Source organism: Ilumatobacter coccineus YM16-304 (assembly GCF_000348785.1).
In the GTDB taxonomy this organism is placed as follows: domain Bacteria; phylum Actinomycetota; class Acidimicrobiia; order Acidimicrobiales; family Ilumatobacteraceae; genus Ilumatobacter_A; species Ilumatobacter_A coccineus.
The window spans coordinates 1,978,891-1,999,560 of sequence record NC_020520.1 but is presented as its reverse complement, the minus strand read 5'-3'; the positions used below and the strand labels follow the sequence as shown (position 1 = coordinate 1,999,560).

General features: G+C 67.6%; 18 protein-coding genes. 5 read left to right on the top strand and 13 right to left on the bottom strand.

Annotation, left to right across the window (positions count from 1 at the left end; all coding sequences use genetic code 11):
• Positions 1-69 precede the first annotated feature (69 nt).
• The 6 genes from YM304_RS08995 to YM304_RS08970 all read right to left on the bottom strand — a co-directional run bounded on the left by YM304_RS08995 (position 70) and on the right by YM304_RS08970 (position 6,988).
• Positions 70-717, bottom strand: coding sequence for an MSMEG_1061 family FMN-dependent PPOX-type flavoprotein (locus tag YM304_RS08995; RefSeq protein WP_015441354.1), 648 nt, complete (start codon positions 715-717; stop codon positions 70-72).
• 83 nt (positions 718-800) lie between these two features.
• A complete protein-coding gene (locus YM304_RS08990; RefSeq protein ID WP_015441353.1) occupies positions 801-2,075 on the bottom strand; it encodes a dihydrolipoamide acetyltransferase family protein in 1,275 nt (424 codons plus the stop codon).
• On the bottom strand, positions 2,072-3,085 hold the full coding sequence (locus tag YM304_RS08985) for an alpha-ketoacid dehydrogenase subunit beta (protein WP_015441352.1): 1,014 nt from the start codon (positions 3,083-3,085) through the stop codon (positions 2,072-2,074). Before YM304_RS08985 ends, YM304_RS08990 begins: the two co-directional genes overlap by 4 nt.
• Complete coding sequence (locus YM304_RS08980; protein WP_015441351.1) at positions 3,082-4,323, bottom strand: thiamine pyrophosphate-dependent dehydrogenase E1 component subunit alpha; 1,242 nt, start codon at positions 4,321-4,323, stop codon at positions 3,082-3,084. Before YM304_RS08980 ends, YM304_RS08985 begins: the two co-directional genes overlap by 4 nt.
• 88 nt (positions 4,324-4,411) lie before the next feature.
• Positions 4,412-5,365, bottom strand: coding sequence for a sterol desaturase family protein (locus YM304_RS08975; protein ID WP_154723379.1), 954 nt, complete (start codon positions 5,363-5,365; stop codon positions 4,412-4,414).
• Positions 5,366-5,449: 84 nt separating this feature from the next.
• Positions 5,450-6,988: a hypothetical protein gene (locus tag YM304_RS08970; protein ID WP_041298147.1), complete on the bottom strand. Its 1,539-nt coding sequence runs from the start codon at positions 6,986-6,988 to the stop codon at positions 5,450-5,452.
• A gap of 153 nt (positions 6,989-7,141) precedes the next feature.
• On the opposite strand from YM304_RS08970, the gene YM304_RS08965 reads away from it, so the two are divergent.
• A complete protein-coding gene (locus tag YM304_RS08965; RefSeq protein WP_154723378.1) occupies positions 7,142-8,050 on the top strand; it encodes a galactose-1-phosphate uridylyltransferase in 909 nt (302 codons plus the stop codon).
• Positions 8,051-8,067: 17 nt separating this feature from the next.
• Here the strand turns inward: YM304_RS08965 and galK are convergent, their stop codons facing one another.
• On the bottom strand, positions 8,068-9,210 hold the full coding sequence (gene galK / locus YM304_RS08960; protein ID WP_015441347.1) for a galactokinase: 1,143 nt from the start codon (positions 9,208-9,210) through the stop codon (positions 8,068-8,070).
• Between the two features lie 27 nt (positions 9,211-9,237).
• Complete coding sequence (locus tag YM304_RS08955) at positions 9,238-9,765, bottom strand: CYTH domain-containing protein (protein ID WP_015441346.1); 528 nt, start codon at positions 9,763-9,765, stop codon at positions 9,238-9,240.
• An 83-nt stretch (positions 9,766-9,848) separates the two neighbouring features.
• Between YM304_RS08955 and YM304_RS22300 the strand changes: the two genes are divergently transcribed.
• Positions 9,849-10,529: a hypothetical protein gene (locus YM304_RS22300; RefSeq protein ID WP_015441345.1), complete on the top strand. Its 681-nt coding sequence runs from the start codon at positions 9,849-9,851 to the stop codon at positions 10,527-10,529.
• A 35-nt stretch (positions 10,530-10,564) separates the two neighbouring features.
• Here YM304_RS22300 and YM304_RS22295 read toward each other — a convergent pair whose 3' ends face one another.
• Together YM304_RS22295 and YM304_RS08940 are read right to left on the bottom strand one after the other, a co-directional pair.
• A complete protein-coding gene (locus YM304_RS22295; protein WP_015441344.1) occupies positions 10,565-12,907 on the bottom strand; it encodes a putative bifunctional diguanylate cyclase/phosphodiesterase in 2,343 nt (780 codons plus the stop codon).
• Between the two features lie 123 nt (positions 12,908-13,030).
• Positions 13,031-13,630 (bottom strand): hypothetical protein, encoded by a 600-nt coding sequence (locus tag YM304_RS08940; protein WP_041298146.1) that lies wholly within the window; start codon positions 13,628-13,630, stop codon positions 13,031-13,033.
• A 289-nt stretch (positions 13,631-13,919) separates the two neighbouring features.
• Here YM304_RS08940 and YM304_RS23905 point away from each other — a divergent pair, with 289 nt between their 5' ends.
• Together YM304_RS23905 and YM304_RS22290 are read left to right on the top strand one after the other, a co-directional pair.
• Complete coding sequence (locus tag YM304_RS23905; protein ID WP_015441342.1) at positions 13,920-16,973, top strand: EAL domain-containing protein; 3,054 nt, start codon at positions 13,920-13,922, stop codon at positions 16,971-16,973.
• 53 nt (positions 16,974-17,026) lie between these two features.
• On the top strand, positions 17,027-17,788 hold the full coding sequence (locus tag YM304_RS22290) for a YceI family protein (RefSeq protein WP_015441341.1): 762 nt from the start codon (positions 17,027-17,029) through the stop codon (positions 17,786-17,788).
• Positions 17,789-17,827: 39 nt separating this feature from the next.
• Here the strand turns inward: YM304_RS22290 and YM304_RS08925 are convergent, their stop codons facing one another.
• From YM304_RS08925 to YM304_RS08915, 3 genes are all read right to left on the bottom strand, one after another.
• Positions 17,828-18,478 carry a hypothetical protein gene (locus YM304_RS08925; protein ID WP_015441340.1) on the bottom strand — a complete coding sequence of 217 codons (651 nt, stop codon included), beginning with the start codon at positions 18,476-18,478 and terminating at the stop codon, positions 17,828-17,830.
• Between the two features lie 74 nt (positions 18,479-18,552).
• A complete protein-coding gene (bcp, locus tag YM304_RS08920; protein ID WP_015441339.1) occupies positions 18,553-19,026 on the bottom strand; it encodes a thioredoxin-dependent thiol peroxidase in 474 nt (157 codons plus the stop codon).
• A gap of 54 nt (positions 19,027-19,080) precedes the next feature.
• The gene (locus tag YM304_RS08915; RefSeq protein WP_015441338.1) at positions 19,081-19,884 is read right to left on the bottom strand and encodes an enoyl-CoA hydratase/isomerase family protein; all 804 of its coding nucleotides are present in this window, start codon (positions 19,882-19,884) and stop codon (positions 19,081-19,083) included.
• Between the two features lie 58 nt (positions 19,885-19,942).
• On the opposite strand from YM304_RS08915, the gene YM304_RS08910 reads away from it, so the two are divergent.
• Positions 19,943-20,617 carry an NAD(P)H-binding protein gene (locus tag YM304_RS08910; protein ID WP_015441337.1) on the top strand — a complete coding sequence of 225 codons (675 nt, stop codon included), beginning with the start codon at positions 19,943-19,945 and terminating at the stop codon, positions 20,615-20,617.
• Positions 20,618-20,670: the final 53 nt, after the last annotated feature.

The following is a 20,670-nucleotide window of genomic DNA, read 5'->3' as shown; positions in this document are numbered from 1 at the left end:
GCGTCGAACCTCGCTGCGGCGATTTAGCCCACCCTCCGGTCGACGAGCGTCGTCGGACGGTCGCTGAGGTCAGGCGTCGTCGTTGCGTCCGCCGGCCGCCCAGATGTGATTGTCGTAGTAGTCGGCGAGCCCGCGTTCGATGTCGTCGGCGGCTTCCTTCACGCCGAGATGACCGGCGAGGATCGCAGCACCAGACGGCCGCTGGTCGGCCGACTGCCAGGTGCCGGTGTCCCACATGCCGCTGCGTCGCAGTGCCGCACCGCACTGGATGAAACACTCGTCGACCGTGACCACCACGGCCGTCTTCGGAAGCCGACCGTCGATCGCGCACGCCGCCAAGGTCTCGTCGTCGCGCACCAACCGGGCGGTGCCGCTCACGCGCAGCGTCTCGAGCACGCCAGGCACGAGGAACAGCAGCCCGATGCTCGGATGCGAGATCAGGTTGCCGAACGAGTCGAGGCGGTTGTTGCCCGTGAGGTCACCCCAGGCCAGACGCTGACGGTCGAGCACCCGAACGAAGCCGGGTGGGCCACCACGGGGCGACGCATCCGTTCGATCGTCGCTCGACGTGGAGAGCACGACGAACGGCGAACTCGCGATGAAATCGGCTGCTCCCCCGTCGATGTGGTCGGTCGCCTTGTCGTACACCGTCTGCGTCGGCTCGCGATACACGGCGCGCAGGGCGGCCTCTTCGGTGATCGTGGTCGGTGAGTCCATCGTGTTCGAGTCCTGTCTGTGGTCCGGCCGGTTCATTGAAGCACGGCGCTGTACTCGTTCCCGGTTCGTGGCGGGCCGGGGCGTCAGCGCTCGTCGACGAAGAGCAGCGCCGGGGTCTCCAGCAGCGCCTTGATCCGTTGGACGAACGTCGCCGCGTCCCAGCCGTCGACCATCCGGTGGTCGAAACTCGACGAGAGGTTCATCACCTGACGTGGCTGCACGGTGCCGTCGCGCCACACGGGCCGGGTCTCGATCTTGTTGACGCCGATGATCGCGACCTCCGGCGGGTTGATGATCGGGGTGGTCACGAGGCCGCCGAGCGCGCCGAGCGACGTGACGGTGATGGTCGACCCACCGAGTTCTTCACGGCGGGCGGAACCCTCACGGGCTGCCGCGGTGACTCGACCGATCTCGCTCGCCATGTTCCGGAGCCCGAGCGACTCGCCATGGCGAACCACCGGCACCAGGAGTCCGTCGTCGGTCTGCGTCGCGATGCCGATGTGTACGGCGGCGAACGTCGTCAGCGTTTCGGAGGCGTGGTCGTAGTGCGCGTTGAGCCGTGGCTGATCGGCCACAGCGAGCACGAGCGCTCGTGCGAGGAACGGCAAGAGGGTCAGATGCACGCCGTCGTTCGTCGGCCGATCGTTGAGCTCGCGACGGAGCCGTTCGACCTCGGTGACGTCGACGTCGTCGACGTACGTGATGTGCGGGATGTCGTTCCACGCTGCCGACAGCCGCTCGGCGATGCGACGACGGAGCCCCCGGACCGGCGTGGAGACACCGTCGCTCGTGGCCGGGGCAGGGCGAGCGGCCGGTTGCCCGCCCGTGCTCGCGTCGATGCGCCGCAACAACTCCTGATCGAGGTCGCCGTGGACGACACGGCCGTCGGGTCCCGTTCCGGCGATGGACGACAGGTCGATCCCGAGCGACGTCGCTCGGGCACGAACCGCCGGCGCCGCGGCGGCGCGCTCACCGGGCGGGCGAGCCGGCACCGGCGCCTCGACTGCGGTGCCGCTCGCCGTGTCGCTCGCGGTGTCGTTCGGCATGGGGCCGGGGGTGTCGCCGCCGGCGCTGCTGGCGTGGCCCGGCTCCGAGCCGGCCTCTGCGTTGCCGGGCGTGTCGGTGTCGATCGCGATGAGGTCACCACCGACGGCGAGGACGTCGCCCGGTTCGCCGTGGAGTTCGGCGACCACACCGTCGACCGGTGCCGACACCTCGACGGTCGCCTTGTCGGTGAGCACCTCGGCGACGACGGTGTCGGGCGTGACACGATCACCGACGGCCACGAACCATTCGACGATCTCGGCCTCGGCGACGCCTTCGCCGACATCGGGAAGCCGCATCTCGAACCGGCTCATTGCGACACCACGTCTCGCATGGCCCGTCCGACGCGAGCAGGCCCGGGGAAGTACGACCATTCGTGAGCGTGTGGGTACGGCGTGTCCCAACCGCAGACCCGCACGATGGGTGCTTCGAGTTCGAAGAGACAGCGCTCCTGCACGGTGGCACACAGCTCGGCACCGAAGCCCGACGTGAGCGTCGCCTCGTGCACGACCAGACAGCGGCCCGTCTTGCGGACCGATGCCACGATCGAGTCGACGTCGAGTGGAACGAGCGTGCGGAGGTCGATGATCTCGGCGTCGATGCCCTGCTCGTCGGCAGCGGCCTGGGCGACGTGGACGAGCGTGCCGTAGGCGAGCACCGTGACCTCGTCGCCTGCGCGGTGAATGCGGGCGGAGCCGATGTCGATGGTGTAGTGACCGTCCGGCACCTCGCCCAACGGATGCTTCGACCACGGCACGATCGGTCGGTCGTGGTGGCCGTCGAACGGACCGTTGTAGACCCGCTTCGGTTCGAGGAAGACGACGGGGTCGTCGTCTTCGATGGCCGCGATGAGCAGGCCTTTCGCGTCGTACGGGTTCGACACCACGATGGTCTTGAGGCCGGCGACGTGGGTGAACAACGCCTCCGGGCTCTGTGAGTGGGTCTGGCCTCCGTAGATGCCACCGCCGGTCGGCATCCGCACGACGAGCGGCGCGGTGAAATCGCCCGCCGACCGATGCCGAAGGCGTGCGGCCTCCGACACGATCTGGTCGTATGCCGGGTACATGTAGTCGGCGAACTGGATCTCGACGCACGGCCGCAGCCCGTAAGCGGCCATGCCGACCGCAGCCCCGACGATCCCGGCCTCGCTGATCGGCGAGTCGAAACAGCGGTGGTCGCCGAAGCGTTCCTGGAGGCCCTGGGTGCATCGGAACACTCCGCCGAAGTAGCCGACGTCTTCGCCGAACACCACGACCTTGTCGTCGCGTTCCATCGCGACGACGTGCGCGTCGCGGATCGCTTCGATCATCGTCATCGCGGTCACGTCGACTCCTCCATCCGCTCGCGCTGTTCGCGGAGGTGACGTGGCACCTCGGCGTAGACGTCGTCGAAGAGGGTTCGTGCACTGCCGACGTCGCCGGTCTTCACCGAGCCGTGTGCGTCGGCTTCGGCGAACGCGTCGGCGATCTGTGTGTCGACCTCCGCTTGGAGCGACTCGTGGCGTTCGTCGTTCCACTCGCCGATCGACTCGAGGTGCCGACGCAACCGCTCCACCGGGTCGCCGAGCGGGAAACGTTCGGTCTCGTCGGGTGGCCGATACACGGACGGGTCGTCGGAGGTCGAGTGGGCGCCGACGCGCAACGTGATCCACTCGATGAGCGTCGGACCGAGGTTGGTGCGGGCACGTTCGGCCGCCCACTGTGACGCCGCGTACACCGCGAGGTAGTCGTTGCCGTCGACGCGCAACGCCGGGATGCTGAACCCGTACCCGCGATCGGCGAACGTCGCGGAGGCACCGCGGGCGAAGTCCTCGGGTGTCGAGATCGCCCAGTGGTTGTTGACGATGTTCAAGATCACCGGCGCCTGGTACGTGGAGGCGAAGACCAAGGCGGCGTGGAAGTCGGACTCGGCCGTCGCCCCTTCACCGATCCATGCCGAGGCCAGTTCGGTGCCGCCGCTCAGCGCCGACGCCATCGCCCAACCGACGGCCTGGATGTACTGGGTCGCGAGGTTGCCGGAGATCGAGAAGAACCCGTGCGACTTCGCCGAGTACATCACCGGCAACTGCCGGCCGTGCAACGGATCGAACTCGTTCGACAGCACCTGGTTCATCATGTCGACCAGCGGATACCCACTCGAGATCAGCAGCCCCTGCTGCCGGTACGTGGGGAAGTGCATGTCGCCGGGGCGCAGGGCGCGCTGTTGTGCACACGCGATGGCCTCCTCACCGAGCGACTGCATGTAGAACGACGTCTTGCCCTGGCGGTGTGCGCGCAACAGTCGGGCGTCGAACGCACGCGTCAGCATCATGTCGCGCAGGCCACGGACCTTCTCGTCGACCGTCAGGTCGGGCACCCAGTCCCCCACCGCCTGCCCGTCGTCGTCGATCACCCGAACGAGTTGCTTGCGCATCAGGGCGATGCGCTCGACCTTCTCGTCGAGCGCCGGTTTGTGCATCTCGCCGGCCCGACTGATGTAGCGCACCCGATCGGGCGGGTGCTCGCCTCGCGCCGGTGCCGGGATTCGCAAGCTCAGCTTCGTGCCGTCGTCGTCGCTCTGCATCGGTGCCCCTCGTCACCACAGACACTATGTGACACCGACGAGGCCCCGCGCGCGGCGCGACCGGTGGAGACGGTGCAATCGTTCGCGGTCAGGCAGCCGACATCGCGGCGGGGTCGGCGGTGGGCCCCGTCGTGGGCCGCCAGCCGGGACGGCGGACGACGTGGCCGAGCTTGTTGCGCCAGCCCGTGGCGCGAACCACGTCGCGGGCGATGTCGACGAACTCGTGATAGCCGATGCGGATCGGGTTGTACGTGCGGATGTTCTTCGTGAGGCCGTACTTGATGCGGCGCACCTCGGGTTCGAACGTGCCGAACAGCTTGTCCCACACGATGAGGATGCCGCCGTAGTTCTTGTCGAGGTACTGCGGGTTCGCTCCGTGGTGGACACGGTGGTGCGACGGGGTGTTGAGCACTGCTTCGAGCGGCCGGGCCAGCTTGTCGATGGCTTCGGTGTGGATCCAGTACTGGTACAGCAGGTTGATCTGACCGGCCTTGGCGACGTGATGTGCGGGGATGCCGAGCAGCGGCATCGGCAGGAAGGCCCACGACATCAGGTATCCCGACCACGGTTGCCGCAACGCGGTCGACAGGTTGTAGCGCTCGCTCGAGTGGTGCGTGACGTGGTTGGCCCAGAACAGGCGGATCTCGTGCATCCAGCGGTGGTTCCAGTAGTACATGAAGTCCCAGGCGACCATGGCGGCTGGTAGCGACCACGTGGTGGCGTGCAGATTCACGATTCGACGCTTGAACACGAACCTGCTCATGGCTCCGACCGCACCGGCGACGGCGAGGTTGACCACCACGTTGCCGGCGAGCATGGTCAGGCTCGCCTTGGTGTCGCGCCGTTCGTAGCCGAGTGGGACGAGCGGGTCGGCAGGCAACGTCGGGTCGGAGAGTTCGTCGTTCGTGGCGCTGTCGAGGTCGCCGAGTTCTCGCAGTTCGCGTCTGGCCAGCACACGCGACTCCCAGGCCATGGTCGCGACGAAGACCGGCAGCGACAGCAGGTCGACGGTGTCGATCGGGCGCGAGGCGAGCTTCTTCATCCAGATCACAGTCTGGCCGATCGGACCCCGGCGACGCGCTCGCCGACTCCCGATCGCCCGGCCCGTCAGGACCGGGCGACGGCGTCAGTGGCGGCGTGAGACGGTGACGATGCCGCCGCCGAGGGCCAGCAGCCCGATGGCGAGAAGCAGCAGGTTCGTCGTCTGTCCTCCGTCGCTGCCGGTCGCCGGCAGGGCAACGGTGAGCGTCGTCGTCGGGCCGACCGTCGTGGTCACGGCGGGCGCTGCCGTCGTGACGGGTGCTGCGGTCGTGGCCGGAACGGTGGTGGCCGGCGTCGTGGTGGTCGTCGTGGTGGTGGTGGCGACGGCGTAGGTGACCGTGATCACGGCCGACGCCGCGACCGAGCGGCTCAGCATGAACTCGTGGCCGACCGAGTCGGCGTCGGCTGCGGGTGCTTGCAAGCGACCCACCGCGTCGGCCGAGAGTTCCACCGTTGCGGTGTAGCCGTCCGGTGCCGAGACGCCGAGGCTGTAGGCGCCGACCGGCAATTCGAACTCGGCCGAGGCGTTGTCGACGCCCGGTTCGGGGTCGAAGCCGGTGGCGACGACCGCGTCGTCGCCATCACGGGTCACGCTGATGACGAAGTCGGCGGGTGCGGCCGGCCCCAGATCGCCGCCGTCGATGACGAGATCGGCGACCAGCGTCTGCACCAGGTACTCGTTGACCAGCACGCAGAACGTCGTTTCGCTCCAGCGATCGCTGACGACGAACGAGAAGTCCTCGGCGGGCAACATCTCGTTGCCACCGGGGCTCACGCTGACGCAGTACAGGTGCGCTGCCTCGTAGCCGTGGCTGGGCAGCACCTCGCCCATCGTGTACTCGCCGGGAGCCAGTGGCACGGCAACGCACAGGCTGTCGTCGACCGGGAGCAGCGAGGCGGTCGCCGCTGTGCCCGGGCCGAAGAAGTCACCGCCGAACTCGACGTCCGGCTCGCACTCGTCACGGTCGGGGTCGAGGACCGGGCTCTCGAACATCACCTGTTCGCCGTCCGCGTCGTAGATCTCCAGCGGGAAATCGGTCGAATCCCACGACAGGCCGAGCTCGCTCAGACACGTCGCTTCGTCCTCGAAGTCGTCGCACACGGCGTCGAAGTCGACCACCTTGTCGATGAACACGAGCGGCTTCGGCTCGATGCTGACGTAGCACTCCCAGTCCTCGCCGGGTGCGGGTGTCAGCGTCGGCTCGGTGTCGGAGAGGAACACGCTGTTCCGGTTCTCGAAGCAGTTGACCCGGCCGACGAAGAACCGGCTCGGGACCGCATCGATCCCGAAGTCGTACACCGAGCCCGTCGCGTCGACGTCACCACAGACGAGGTCTTTCTCGAACCTGCCGTCGGTACCGGAGTTCTCGCGCGCCGTCGCTTCTTCGATACACATCCCACCGTTGCTGATGTCGAGCGGCGCCGGTTCGGCACGCAGGAACAGCAGCGGGTCGGTCGCGTCGGCTTCTGCCTGCGTGAGGCTCTCGGCCGACGCTTCGCGCCCTTCGTCGAACTCGTACCGCACCGTGATCGACGCGGTCGTCTCGACGTCTCCGGCCTCCGCCGTGTGCGCGCCAGCCACGCCGGCAACGGCGATCGCTGCCGCGATCGTTGCCCTGAGCATCCCTGTCATGTTCGTCCCTCTTCCCGTGTAGACGCCGGACCGTACTCGCCTGGCGGTCGCCGACGTCAATCGCCCGCCCGTCGTCGGCGTTGCGCCCCCGTGAGGGCCTCGTTAGGTTTGCGTCCGATTCCGATCGAGACTCACGCTGCCGCGATGCCGGCCGACGTGCTCGGCAACCAACTGCACGGAGGCAACGCCATGAGCCGCCACGACGCTCCGTCTGCGTCCGACACGCGAAGCGATCCACACCTCGGCACCGTCGTCCACATCGTCGGTGCCCGTCAGAAGCGTCCCAACCGACCGTCGACCGGTTGCCCGTTCTGTGTCGGTGGGCTCGAGGCTCCCGAACCGTACGACGTGCGGTCGTTCGCCAACCGATGGCCGGCGCTCGACGGCGATCGGTGCGAGGTCGTGCTCTACACGTCGGATCACGACGCCACACTCCCCTCGCTCGGATCCGACGGTGTGCGGAGCGTCGTCGACCTGTGGGCGCAACGCACCGAGGCGCTGGGCTCGCGAGACGATGTCGACTACGTGCTGGTCTTCGAGAACCGTGGCCTCGACGTGGGGGCGACGATCGCTCATCCACACGGGCAGATCTACGCCTACGACCACGTCCCGTCCCGGCAGCGACGACGACTCGACGGCGGGTGGCGTCCCGACCCTGATCCGGGCGATCGGCTCGTCACCGCTGCCGGCGGATGGTCGGCGTGGGTGCCGTACGCCCCGACGTATCCGGTGTCGATCGACGTCGCGCCCGACCATCACGTCGCCGATCTGCCGTCCATGAGCGCCGACGACCGTGACCGCCTCGCCGACATGCTCGTCGACGTCTTCGATCGTCTCGACCGTCTCTACGACCAGCCGTTGCCGTACATGATGTGGCTCAACCAGCGACCGACGACCGCCGATGCCGATGCCTGGTTCAACATCGAGATCGTCTCGCCGTGGCGCTCGGCCGGGGTGCAACGCTTCATCGCCGCCGCCGAGGTGGCGAGCGAGGAGTACTTCAACCCCGTGGTGCCCGAAGAACTCGCCGAGCGACTGCGCGCCCTCCGCTGACCGCCGGACGGTTTGTCTCAGAGACAAACCGTCCGGTCGACCGACGCCCCGCCGGACGGTTCACACAACCAGACCCGAGCTTCGTGTCGGTCGTGGTCGTACCGCTCGATCACGTGCGAGGTGAACGACTCGGCGTCGGTGCGCCGCACGAGTGCGACGGCGCAGCCGGCGAATCCACCACCGGTCATCCGGGCGCCCAGGCAGCCGGGTGCCTCTCGTGCGATGTCGACGATCGCGTCGAGCCCTGGGCCCGACACCTCGTAGTCGTCACGCAGCGACTCGTGGCTGAGATCCATCAGCTCGCCGATCCCGACGATGTCACCCGAGCGGCAGCGCTCGACCACGTCGAGGACTCTCGCGTTCTCGGTGACGACATGCCGAGCGCGCCGCCGATCGGTGGCATCGCTGATGCGGTCGAGATCGTCGATGGTCGCGTCGCGAAGTGCCGCGACGCCGAGCTCGGCAGCCGCGCGTTCACACGCGGCGCGTCGATCGTCGTAGGCGACGTCGGCGAGCACGCGTCGTGTGCCCGTGTCCATCACGGCGATGACGGCGTCGTTCGGCAGCGGTGTGGGCGTCAGCGTCAGCTCGCGACAGTCCATGAGGCTCGCGTGCCCCGCCACGGCCCCGGCCGAGATGAACTGATCCATGATCCCGCTCTGCAGTCCGACGATCTCGTTCTCGACACGCCGGCCGAGTCGGGCCACGTCGATCGGCGCCCACGTCAGACCCGCCCGGGCGAGCAACGCGTTGATCGCGGCGACTTCGAGCGCTGCCGACGACGAGAGGCTCGCACCGGTCGGAATGTCGGTGTCGATGGTGGCCGACCAACCGCGGGCGGGCACCCCCGTGGCCTCGAGCAGTTCGATGACGCCGACGAGGTGCCGTGCCCATGCGGGCACCTCGCCGTCGCCCGCGATCACGAGCTCACCGAATCCGGTGGAGTCGATTCGAACATCGCCCGATTCGCGGTCACCGGTCGAGCCGAGCGCGATCGCCGTCGCAAACGGCAGCGCCATCGGCAGCGTGAAGCCGTCGTTGTAATCGGTGTGTTCGCCGATCAGGTTGACCCGCCCCGGGGCCGTCGACAGCAGATCGGGTGCGCCCCATCGCGTGCCGAACCGGTCGACGGCTCGCCTTCGTGCGGCGCGCTGTTCCACGACGCCCACGATACGAGCACGCACTCGCTACCCGGGACGTTCGCTGGGCTCCGACACCGGCGAGGCCGACGACGACGATCCCGTCCCGGTGTCGGGGCGCCCCGTCGTGGCGAGCGCGACGTTGCTCCATCGTGGGTCGTCGGTCAGTTCGCGCCCGAACCATGCGGGTGGAACGAACGCTGCGGCCGCCGCTTCGGAGTCGAACTCGACCTCGACGATCTGCAAACCGTCGAGGTCGATGTCGAAGGTGTCGAGCTCGGCGACGAGGCCGTGGTCGAGTCGGATGCGTTGCCGCAGCTTGCCGATGCGCCGCCCCAGCGTCAGCTCCCAGAGCTGTTCCCCTTCGGCGACGTCGAGATCACGTTCGACCTCGGTACGAACCAGACCGGACCCGCCCTTGATGCAGAGCACCCATCCGCGCTCACTGCGTCGGACCCGGACGACGGCTGCCCCGTCGATCGCCAGATACCCCTGCTCCAACCGTTCGTCCGACTCGACCGCCGTGCCACTCGGTACGTCGTCGACCAGGAACCTGCGCTCGATCTCGTCTCCCACACACCGAGTATCGCAGCGCGCCGGCGCGCCACACCCGTCTCGCCACACCCGTCTCGCGGCGCCGTGTTGTACCTTGGCGTGGCGTGACACCTCCCGATGCCGCCTCCACCATCTCCGACGACGTCGACGCCGGCCCCGGCGAGGCGACTCCCATCGCTCCCCTGGCGCCGCCCGACCAGTCGATCCTCGACGCGCATCCGACGCCTCCCGCCGTCACCACCACCATCGAGAGCGTGATCGAAGGTCACGATGCCGAGCTGTTGTGGGAGGCGTATCGGCTCAACTTCTCGCCGCTCGAAGAACTCGCGATCCTCCAGCACCTCTACGAGCGCGAGGAGGTGCTCGCCGAACTCGCGAACCCGCGCATCACCAAGCTCGTCGGCTGGGAGGGCGACACGCCGGTCGGGTTGGCGATGCTGACCAACCACCTCGAGTCGGTTCCGCAGATCTCGCCCCGGTATCTCCGGGCGAAGTACCCGGACCACGCGGCCGCCGATCGGATCTACTTCGGCATCCTCGTTGCAGTGTCGCCCGAACACCGCGGCATGACACTCTTCAACCGCCTGTACATGGAGATGTGGAACATCCCGGCTCGTGAGGGAGGCGTGCTGGTGTTCGACATCTGCGAGTTCAATCGGATGGCGTTCGACACCGACTCGCTCGTGCAACGCATCGGGTCCAACTTCCCGTCGGCCACGGTCGAAACGATCGACCGACAGACCTGGTACGCCGCCGAACTTCCGCACCCCCTGCCGGGTACCTGATCGAGACGCCGGCTCGCTTCGCCCGGCCTCCCCCGTCAGTTGCGGCAGCGCCGTTGCCCGCGGCGACGATCCGCCGCGTCTCCCGTCCTCGACGATGTCGAATCCGTCGTCGACCCTGCCGTCGACCCGGCCGCCGAGTCGGAGTTCGCGGCGAACGAACCATCGCTGCCTCGACGGGCGTAGTGCTCGATCAGTTCCGGTACGTGGTCGGCCGAGACGGGCTGGGCATAGAGGAACCCCTGGATACGCGTGCATCCGATCTTCGTCAGATGAGCTTCCTGCTCGGGTGTCTCGACGCCTTCGGCCACCACGTCGAGTTCCATCGACCGACCGATTCCGACGACAGCCTCGATGAGTGCCGCCGAAGTGGGCTGCGTCGTCATCTCGGTGATGAACGATCGATCGATCTTCACTCGATCGACGGGGAACGTCCTGAGGTACGACAGCGACGAGAATCCGGTGCCGAAGTCGTCGACGGCCAACCGAACTCCGAGCATGCGCAGGCCGTTCATCACCGCGATGGTGGTCGCCGTGTCGTCGAGCATCACCGATTCGGTGATCTCCAGCCACAGTGCATCACCGGGCAACTGGTACGACTCCAACACGCTCGCGACCACGTCGACGATGTTCGACGTCTGCACTTGGCGCGCCGAGAGGTTGACCGACATGGTGAGGTGCTCGCCGCCCGGGATCACCCGCCGCCAGTACGCCAATTGTCGGCACGCCTCGCTCAACACGAACTCACCGAGCGAGACGATGAGCCCGGAGTCTTCCGCGATGTCCATGAACTCGGCGGGCGAGTAGTCGACGCCGGCACTCGACCAACGCATCAGCGCTTCGAACCCCTCGATCTCGGGCACCGAGCGGTCGACGATCGGCTGGAACACGACCGAGACCTCGTCGTTGCGGAGCGCGCGGCGGAGACCCTGTTCGAGTTCGACGCGCCGGTTGACGCGCTCGAGCATCGACGGGTCGAAGACCGTCACATGGTTGCGACCTCGCGCCTTCGACCGGTACATCGCGGTGTCGGCCTCCTGCATCAGCACTTCGGCCGATGACGACGGGCCGGCCAGCGTGATCCCGATCGATGTCGAGACGAACACCTCGTTCAGCCCGATGAGGAACGGGGCGCGGAGTCGGCGACGGATCCGGTCACCGAGCGCACGTGCTCCGTCCGCGTCGAGGTCGACCGTGACGATGACGAACTCGTCGCCGCCGGTGCGCCCGACGATGTCGCCTTCGCGCACGACCGACGCGAGTCGATGGCTGACCTCCATGAGCAACAGGTCGCCGGCCGCGTGCCCGAGCGAGTCGTTGACGAGCTTGAACTCGTCGAGGTCGAGGAACATCACGGCGATGGGGCGGCCGTCGGGATTGTCGAGCAGCTCTCTGGCCCAGTCGATGACTAGCTCTCGGGAGGCGAGTCCGGTGAGCTGGTCGTGCGTCGCCCGTCGGACGAGTTGTTCGCGTGCGGCGTGTTCCGAGCGCGCTGCGACCGCGATGCGGGCGACAGCGAGAATCGCCGTGCAGCTCAGCAGACCGAGCTGGACCGCGCGCCCGGCACGCAGTTCGGTGCCCGCCGCCATCGCGGCGATCGGGGCGAGCAGGGCGACCCCGACCGCGAGCAGTCGTTTCGGATCGGTGGCCACGGTCTCGATGCGGTTGACACCGAGCGGACGGTGGACCTCCGGGCGCAGTGCGGCGCAGCCGAGGCACGCTGCGACTGCGAGATACGGGAGATCGAGGACATTGCGCGGCAGATCGATGCGGCCGATCTCGCCGAGAGCGAACAGCACATCGCCGATCAACAGGAATGCCGACCCCGCGATCACGAGGGAGAAGCCGCGCGGGTTTCGCTGGCGCACGAGCGCGAGCTGGACCACGGCCACCAGCAGCCACATCGAGAGGGCCGGGTACACGGCCACCGCGAGTCGAGCGGGCATCCAGGCCCCGTCGATCACCAGCGTCGGAGCGACCACGGTCGCGAACACCACGGCGGCCGAACCCACGGCGATGAGCACCGCGTCGATGATGATCGCCGAATCTCGGACGACGCCGCGGGCGCGCATCAACCCGAAGAGCCCGAACGCGAAGAAGACGTAGCCGGGAATCGCGAAGAGGTCGGGCAGCAACGGCCGGGTCGAGGTGAGATCGCCGGTCGAGTCGAGTGCGGTGCGCAGCGCTCCCGCCACGGTCCAGAGCAGCCCGGTCGCCACGAACAGGCGCCACGGACGACCATCGACCTCGCCCGCGCTGCGGATGCCGATGACGGCTGCGGCCGTCGCGGTCAACGTCACGACCGGATACAGGTGTTGCCCGGTCAGGCCGCTCGCGTGCACGGCGATCAATACCGCGAAGACGGCCGCCGCGACGCGCACGCGCGTGACGACGGGTCGGGCGATCGAGCCCGTGTCCCCCGCTGCAGCGAGCGGACTCGCATCAGCATTCGCAGAGACGTGCACAAGGTGTGTTCGGCGCGCCACCCGTGCCACTTGAGCGGCTCAGCCGCTGCTGTCGGAGAAGTCGCGTTGTCTGCCAAAACGTCCGGCGAGCGCGACCAGCACGACCACGGCGATCCAGAAAAGCGGATTTCCGAGGATGCGGAGGACCCACTCGGTGGGTGTTTCCAGCCACGAGACGCGTCGACCGACATCGGCGAGCGCCGCCGCGATCGCGGCGAGCAGGCCCACGACCAGGCCACAGAGCAGTGCTGCCTGAGCGACGACGCGGCGGTGGCGTCGAGCACCGACTTCCCCGGTCGTGACCGACTGCACGAGCACGACTGCGGTCGTCCCGAGGGTGAACACCACGACGGCCCGCGCCGTCCACGAGCAGTCGTTCCAGTTCGACGGGGGCCGACCGAGCCGGGACGTCAACCGCTGCCAGGCGGCCCTCGCAGTTTGGCCGAACGTGGCGAAACCGGCTGCCGCGGTCATCCCCGATGCGAACTGCTGACACGCGGTGAATGCGAAGCCGACGGTCGCGGCGGCGACGATCGAGGTCCAGCCCGACGACTCGCTGATGACCTGCACGATCAACCACGGGGTCACCGCTTCGTTGCCGGCACCCCATTCGTACGCGATCCACGCGAACGTCGCCACGAGCAGCGCCCGTCGCGTCCAGCTGGATCCTCGGAGGTCGTGCGCGACCGCCGACCGGATCGATCCGGTGGACGTCGGCGTCGTGATCTCGTTCGTCAGTGCTCCCCCAGTCGCACGCTCGCGAACGACGGTACTGGCTGGCCTCCACCTCGGGCGAACGGTGCCGTCCGCGAACGTCGCTGCGCTGAGTGAGTATTGTCTCACAGAGGGCGAATGATCCGTACGGCTCCGCATGTTGTTTGTGCGGAAACCGAGGTGGGTACGCCCGTTCGAAACAGCGCGGAACCTCATGGCAGACAACTCATCCACCGGGCCCGATGCCCATCCCCCCACCCACTCGCCTGAGACAGAACCCGTCGTCGCCGACCTCGCACCCGAAGCACTTCGTCGTTTCGTCTCGACGTGGTCGGGGATGGTCCACATCACCGATGCCCGCGGCGTGATCCTGGAGGTGACCGACGAGTGGCTCACCGTGCTCGGGTTCTCGCGACACGAAGTGGTCGGACAGCAACTCGACCGCTTCTTCACGGCCGCATCGGCAGCACAGCACCCCGACCTCGTGCAGCCGCGACGGGAGGTGGGCGGCTCCGATCACGAACGCCGGGCGCAGATGCTCGCCCGATCCGGCACGCCTGTCGACGTCGTCGTCGACGTGGTCGTGCAGCGGGGCGGCGACGCGGAAGCCGTCGGTGCGATCGGCATCGTCCGCGACATCACCACTCAACTCGAGACCGAACGGCGACTGCGCGAGAGTGAGAGCCGCTCACGGGTCCTGCACGAACTGGTCGAACGAACCCGTGACGTACGGGACCCCGATGAGATCCTGCCTGCGGCACTCGAGGTGCTCGGCCAGCATCTCGGAGCGTCGCGCTGTGCGTTCGCTCACGTCGACCACGACGGTGAGTGGTTCACCATCCCGCACGACTACACCGACGACTGCCCGAGCACCGCTGGGCGCTACCAGCTGTCACTGTTCGGATCGCAGGCGGTGGGCGAACTCTCGCAGGGCCGGACGTACGTGGTGGGTGACGTCGATGCCGAACTCGAACCCGGCGAGGGCGCCGACATGTTCAACGCGATCGGCATCAAGTCGATCGTGTGTTGCTCCCTCGTCCGCGACGGTGTGCTGCGCGCCATGATGGCGGTGCACCAGATCGAACCGCGGCAGTGGACCCCCGACGAGGTCGAGATCACCCAGGAGTTCGTCGAACGATGCTGGTCGATGATCGAGCAGCGCCGGGCCGAAAGCGAGCTTCGGCGGAGCGAGGCGCTGCTGCGCATCGCCAACCGTGCTGCGCAGATGAGCGAGTGGAGTATCGACGTGCGCACCGGCGTCGTCACCTGGCCCGACGACACCTGCGCCCTGCACGAGGTTCCCCCTGGCACGTCTCCGACGCAAGAGGAGGTGCTGGACTTCTTCGTGCCCGAAGACCGCGACACCATGCGAGCACACATGCGCCGCTGCATCGACGACGGGACACCGTTCGACGACGAACTCCAACTCGTCAGCGCGACGCAGCGCCGGTTGTGCGTGCGCGTGTTCGGGCTCGCCGAGCGCGACCGAGACGGCCAGATCGTTCGGCTCGAGTGCGCGTACCAGGACATCTCCGAACGCAAAGCCGCCGAGATGGCGCTCGCCGAGAGCCACGAGTCGTTGCGCGTCACGCTCATGTCGATCGGCGACGCGGTGATCACGGCCGACCCGTCCGGCGACGTCGAGTGGATGAACCCGGTGGCCGAACGGCTCACCGGTTGGTCGGCAGAAGAGGCTCGCGGCAAGCCGTTGCGACAGGTGTTCCACATCGTCGACGAGGAGACCCGGCAGCCGACAGAGAACCCCATGGCGACCTGCCTCCAGGAACAGCGGATCGTGGGCCTCGTCAACCGCACCCTCCTCCTGTCACGGACCGGGGAGGAGTACGGGATCGAGGACTCGGCGGCACCGATCCGCGACGAGTACGGCCAGGTGCTGGGCGTGGTGCTCGTGTTCCACGACGTCACCGAGCAGCGCTTGCTCAGCGGCGAGATGACGTACCGGGCATCGCACGACGAACTGACCGACCTGATCAACCGCAGCGAGTTCGAGAACCGACTGCGGCGGCTGTTGCAGCGCTCGCACGACGACCACTCGCAACACGCGATGATGTTCATCGATCTCGACCAGTTCAAGCTCGTCAACGACGCCTGCGGGCACTCGGTGGGCGACCAACTGCTCCAGCAGGTCAGCGCGCTGCTCAGCGAGGCGGTTCGATCGCACGACACGGTCGCCCGTCTCGGCGGCGACGAGTTCGGCGTACTGCTCGACCACTGCACCATCACTCAGGCCCAGCGCATCGCCGAGGTCATCTGCGAGCGCATGAGCGAGCACCGGTTCCAGCACGAGGAACACCGCTTCCGGGTCGGCGCGAGCATCGGTCTGGTACCGGTCGACGAGCAGTGGTCGACCGCGGCCGAGGTCATGCAGGCAGCCGACACCGCCTGCTACGCGGCCAAGGAGGCCGGACGCAACCGCGTCCACACGTGGTACGACACCGATGCCGCCATCCGCGAACGACAGGGCGAGATGCAGTGGACGACCCGCATCGAGCGGGCGCTCGACGACGACCGCTTCGTGCTCTACGGGCAGAAGATCGAATCACTCAATGAGCCCGCCACCGGTCTCCACGCCGAGGTGCTGCTGCGCATGTGCCGTAAAGACGGATCGCTGGTGCAGCCCGGAGCGTTCCTCCCCGCCGCCGAGCGCTATCACCTCGCGACTCGTGTCGACCGGTGGGTACTGCGCCACGCCACCGACTGGCTCGTCGAGTTGCCCGACCTCGCCGCCGTCGAGATGCTGTGCATCAACCTCTCGGGGCAGTCGATCGGCGACCGAGCGTTCCATCGCCACGCGGTCGAACTGCTCGACGCGCTGCCGCCCGAGGTGTGCCATCGGTTGTGCCTCGAGATCACCGAGACGGCGGCCATCACCAACCTCGCCGACGCCTCCAACTTCATCGAGCAGATCGGCGGCTTGGGGGTCAAGATCGCGCTCGACGACTTCGGTGCCGGAGCATCGTCGTTCGGCTACCTCAAGAGCCTCGACGTCGACATCTTGAAGATCGACGGCCAGTTCATCAAGGACCTGCTCGACGACCCGCTCGACGACGCCGCCGTGCGCTGCTTCGTCGACGTGGCTCGACTGGTCGACATGAAGACGGTGGCAGAGTTCGTCGACCGCCCCGATGTGCTCAACCGGGTGCGCGAGCTGGGCATCGACTACGGACAGGGCTATCTGCTCCACAAGCCCGAGCCGCTCGATCAACTGCTCGACTCGCTCGCGCCCGAGTCGGTCGAGTCGGCATAGACCTCACCGGAGGTTCACAGAGTCTCCACAAGTTCGGTTCGTACGTTGCGAACATGAACTCGAAACTGTTGAAAGTGCTCGCCGCGGCCACCGTCGCCGTGCTGTTGGTCGCCGCCGCCGGTGTGTGGTGGTTCTTCCGTGGCGATCCCGTCGACGAGGTGAGTCTCGAGGCAGCCACCGAATCGGTCATCACCGCCGACGCTGCAGCTGACGACGGCACCGCAACGCCTTCCGGCGAGGTCGCCGCGGTGACCGCGACCGACCTCAGCGGCACCTGGACGGTCGACACGACGTCGGGCGACTTCGACTACGAGTCGGCCACCGGATCGTTCGTCGGCTTCCGGATCGAGGAGGAACTGAGCGGAATCGGTTCGACCACGGCGGTCGGTCGCACGGGAGACGTCGAGGGCGGCATCGTGATCGACGGCACCACGGTGACCGACGTGACGTTCGACGTCGACGTCACCACGATCACCACCGAGGACTCGCGGCGTGACCACAACGTGCAGGACGCGCTCGACACCGGCGAGTACCCGACGGCGTCGTTCGCGCTCACCGAGCCGATCGAACTCACCGATGCCGCGCTCGCCGGAGAGCCGTTCGCAGCGACCGGAACCGGGCAGCTCACCATTCACGGCACGACCCGTGACGTCGAGATCGGCCTCGACGCACAGCTCGTGGCCGACACGATCGTGATCGTCGGCTCCACCGACATCACGTTCAGCGACTACGGCGTCGACGTTCCCGACAGTCAGATCGTCGTGTCGGTCGACGACTTCGGCGTCCTCGAGCTCCAACTGCTCCTGGTCCGCTGACCGCCTGCCGCTGGCGACGCGTCGATCAGTTCGTGTGGGTCAGCACGACACCTCGATGGTCGCCTCGACCGCAGTGGTCGCGGTCTCACCGGTCTCGCCATCGAAGGTGCCCGTCTCTTGGAGGGTCACGGTGCCTCCACCAGCGGCGCCACTCGACGGCGCAGCGATCGGGTCGCCTTCGTTGTAGCGCAGGAAGCGGTTGCCCAGGCTGAGTTGCACTTCGGCGGGGTCGCCGGTCTGCTCGTAGGGGCCACCCGGCTCGAGGAGAATCACCGACAGCTCACCGTCGACGGTGTTGCCTCCATCGTCGACCTGCCGCAGTACGGCTTGCAGGGAGCCGGCGACCACGGTGCAGAACACGTAGTAGTCGTCGTCGGGACCGGGCTCGATCTGTTCGAACCGATACGTCTCGCCCTGCATCGTCACGGTCGCCGATCCGGCTCCGGTCGGGGCGGCGGGAGCGTCCGATTCGGGCGCCGGCTCGGACTCGTCGGCGGTGGCTGCATCGTCGGCGGGTTCGGCAGAGGTGTCGGCCTCGTCGGTCTCCGCCTCGTCGGCGTCAGCGGCAGGCGTGGCGTCAGCGGTAGGCGTGGCGTCGTCGGACAGGGCGGTCGACTCGTCGTCGTCTCCGCCGCATCCGGCCGTCACCAGAAGCGCCGCTGCGATCGAAAGCATCACGGAACGTCTCATGCAATTCGACCGTAGTTGTCACGGCCGTGACGATGCGGCGAGAAACGCACCGGCGCGTGGCGGCTCGTCGATGGTCAGCTCTCGGCGAGCGCGGCGAGGAGGTTGGTCGGCGTGTCTTTGGGGCTGATCTTCGGCCACGCCTTGATCACCTTGCCGTCCTCGTCGAGCAGGAACGCCGAGCGCTGCACACCCATGTAGGTCTTGCCGTAGTTCTTCTTCTCGACCCACACGCCGTACTTCTCGGCAATGGCGTGGTCGAGGTCGGAGAGCAGCGTGAAGCCGAGGTCGTACTTGTCGTCGAACTTCTTGAGGCTGGCCGGCTTGTCGGGGCTGATACCGAGGATGACGGTGTCGCCGATCTCACCGGCGATGTCTCGAAGACCGCACGCCTGGGTGGTGCAACCCGGCGTGGAGGCCCGTGGGTAGAAGTAGACGAGGCGCTTGCGCCCGGCGAGCTTCGAGAGCTGCACCTTGGTCTCGTTCTGGTCGAGCAACGTGAACGCGGGCGCCTTCTTGCCCTCTGCTGGTGTTGCGGCTGGTGTCGGCATGCCCGGAGTGTATGTCGGACCGGTGCCCCCGTTTCGGCCGCAGCCCTTGGCTGATCAGGTGCCCGTGAAGGTGGCCGGGCGACGTTCGAGGAACGACGCAACGCCTTCCTTGTGGTCGTTCGACGAGAAGCACTGCTTGAGCGCGGCGACGTGTGCTTCCATGTGTGCGCCGACGTCGCGAGCGAGTCCTTCGTAGACGAGTTCTTTCATGCGTCGGTGTGAGAACGGCGAGCCGACGAGGAACGATTGGGCCAGTTCGCGAGCACGCTGTTGCAGGTCGTCGGCCGGGACGATCTCGGCGAGGTAGCCGATGTCGAGGGCGTCGTCGGCGCTGATGAACTCGCCGGAGTACAACAACTGGAGTGCCCGCTGATGGCCGACGAGGCGTGGCAGCAGCCAGGTGCCGGCACCGGTGTCGGGGACGAGCCCGCGGTGCGCGAAGTTCCAGGCGAAGCGGCTGTTGGGGGTGCCGATACGGACGTCGCACTGGCTGGAGAACTCGGCTCCCATGCCGACGGCAGGGCCGTCGATCGCTCCGATGACGGGCTTGGGGCACGAGACGAGCGGCCACCACACGTCGGCTTCGTCGGCTTCGCCGCGCACCTGTGGCTCGTCGTCGGCCGTGAGGCTGCCGGTCGCTCCGGCGAGCGCGGCGAGGTCGATTCCTGCGCAGAACACGCCGGGTCGCCCGGTGACGATCACGACTCGGACGTCGTCTCGCTCCCCTGCTTCTCGCACGAGCGAGATGAAGCCGTTGAGCATCTCGAAGGTCATCGCGTTGCGCTTCTCGGCACGGTCGATCGTGATGGTGGCGATCGAATCCTCGACGTCGAGGAGCAGGTGTTCGTGTTCGCTCATCGCGCAACCGTAGGCGCGCGCTGTTTGACCGACGGGGTCGAACGGGTACGGCCCTGCCATGTCACTTCTCGTCTCCATCGTCGGCGGCCACGGCCAGATCGCCCGCCAGCTGACCACGAAACTCGTCGATCGAGGCCATTCCGTGCGTGGGCTGGTGCGTTCGTCCGACCAGTTCGACGACCTGCGTTCCGATGGCGCCGAACCGGTCGAGTGCGACGTGGAGGAGGCCGATGCTTCGGCACTCGACGCCGCGCTGGCCGACAGCGACGTGGTCGTGTTCGCCGCCGGAGCCGGACCTGGTAGCGGGGCCGAACGCAAGCGTTCGCTCGACCGCGACGGCGCGATCGCGTCGGTGGAGTCGGCCGCTCGCGTGGGTGCCGGCCGCTTCGTCATCATCAGTTCGATGGGCGCCGATGATCCCCCGTCCGACATCGACGACGACGACACCTTCGGCATCTATCTCCAGGCCAAGCACGATGCCGACGTCGCCGTGCGTGTCACAGCGGAGCAGTCGGCGCTCGCGTACACGATCGTTCGACCCGGTGGTCTCACCGACGACGATGCGACAGGCGAGGTCACCCTCGCCGAGAGCGTCGACCGGGCCGAGATCCCGCGCCGCGACGTCGCCGAGGTGCTCGCCGAACTGATCGACTCGGGTACCGGCGCTGACCGAACCGTCGAGGTGATCTCGGGGTCGACACCGATCCCCGACGCCGTCCGCACCCTCGCCTGACCCACCGGACGGTTTGTCTCTGAGACAAACCGTCCGGTACGTGACGCGAATCG

What these genes read in the sequence shown, in the direction of transcription:
- YM304_RS08995 (WP_015441354.1), bottom strand. Translation starts at nt 717, where the DNA reads ATGGACTCACCGACCACGATCACCGAAGAGGCCGCCCTGCGCGCCGTG.
- YM304_RS08990 (WP_015441353.1), bottom strand. Translation starts at nt 2,075, where the DNA reads ATGAGCCGGTTCGAGATGCGGCTTCCCGATGTCGGCGAAGGCGTCGCC.
- YM304_RS08980 (WP_015441351.1), bottom strand. Translation starts at nt 4,323, where the DNA reads ATGCAGAGCGACGACGACGGCACGAAGCTGAGCTTGCGAATCCCGGCA.
- YM304_RS08975 (WP_154723379.1), bottom strand. Translation starts at nt 5,365, where the DNA reads ATGAAGAAGCTCGCCTCGCGCCCGATCGACACCGTCGACCTGCTGTCG.
- YM304_RS08970 (WP_041298147.1), bottom strand. Translation starts at nt 6,988, where the DNA reads ATGCTCAGGGCAACGATCGCGGCAGCGATCGCCGTTGCCGGCGTGGCT.
- YM304_RS08965 (WP_154723378.1), top strand. Translation starts at nt 7,142, where the DNA reads ATGCCGGCCGACGTGCTCGGCAACCAACTGCACGGAGGCAACGCCATG.
- YM304_RS23905 (WP_015441342.1), top strand. Translation starts at nt 13,920, where the DNA reads ATGGCAGACAACTCATCCACCGGGCCCGATGCCCATCCCCCCACCCAC.
- YM304_RS22290 (WP_015441341.1), top strand. Translation starts at nt 17,027, where the DNA reads ATGAACTCGAAACTGTTGAAAGTGCTCGCCGCGGCCACCGTCGCCGTG.
- YM304_RS08925 (WP_015441340.1), bottom strand. Translation starts at nt 18,478, where the DNA reads ATGAGACGTTCCGTGATGCTTTCGATCGCAGCGGCGCTTCTGGTGACG.
- bcp (WP_015441339.1), bottom strand. Translation starts at nt 19,026, where the DNA reads ATGCCGACACCAGCCGCAACACCAGCAGAGGGCAAGAAGGCGCCCGCG.
- YM304_RS08915 (WP_015441338.1), bottom strand. Translation starts at nt 19,884, where the DNA reads ATGAGCGAACACGAACACCTGCTCCTCGACGTCGAGGATTCGATCGCC.
- YM304_RS08910 (WP_015441337.1), top strand. Translation starts at nt 19,943, where the DNA reads ATGTCACTTCTCGTCTCCATCGTCGGCGGCCACGGCCAGATCGCCCGC.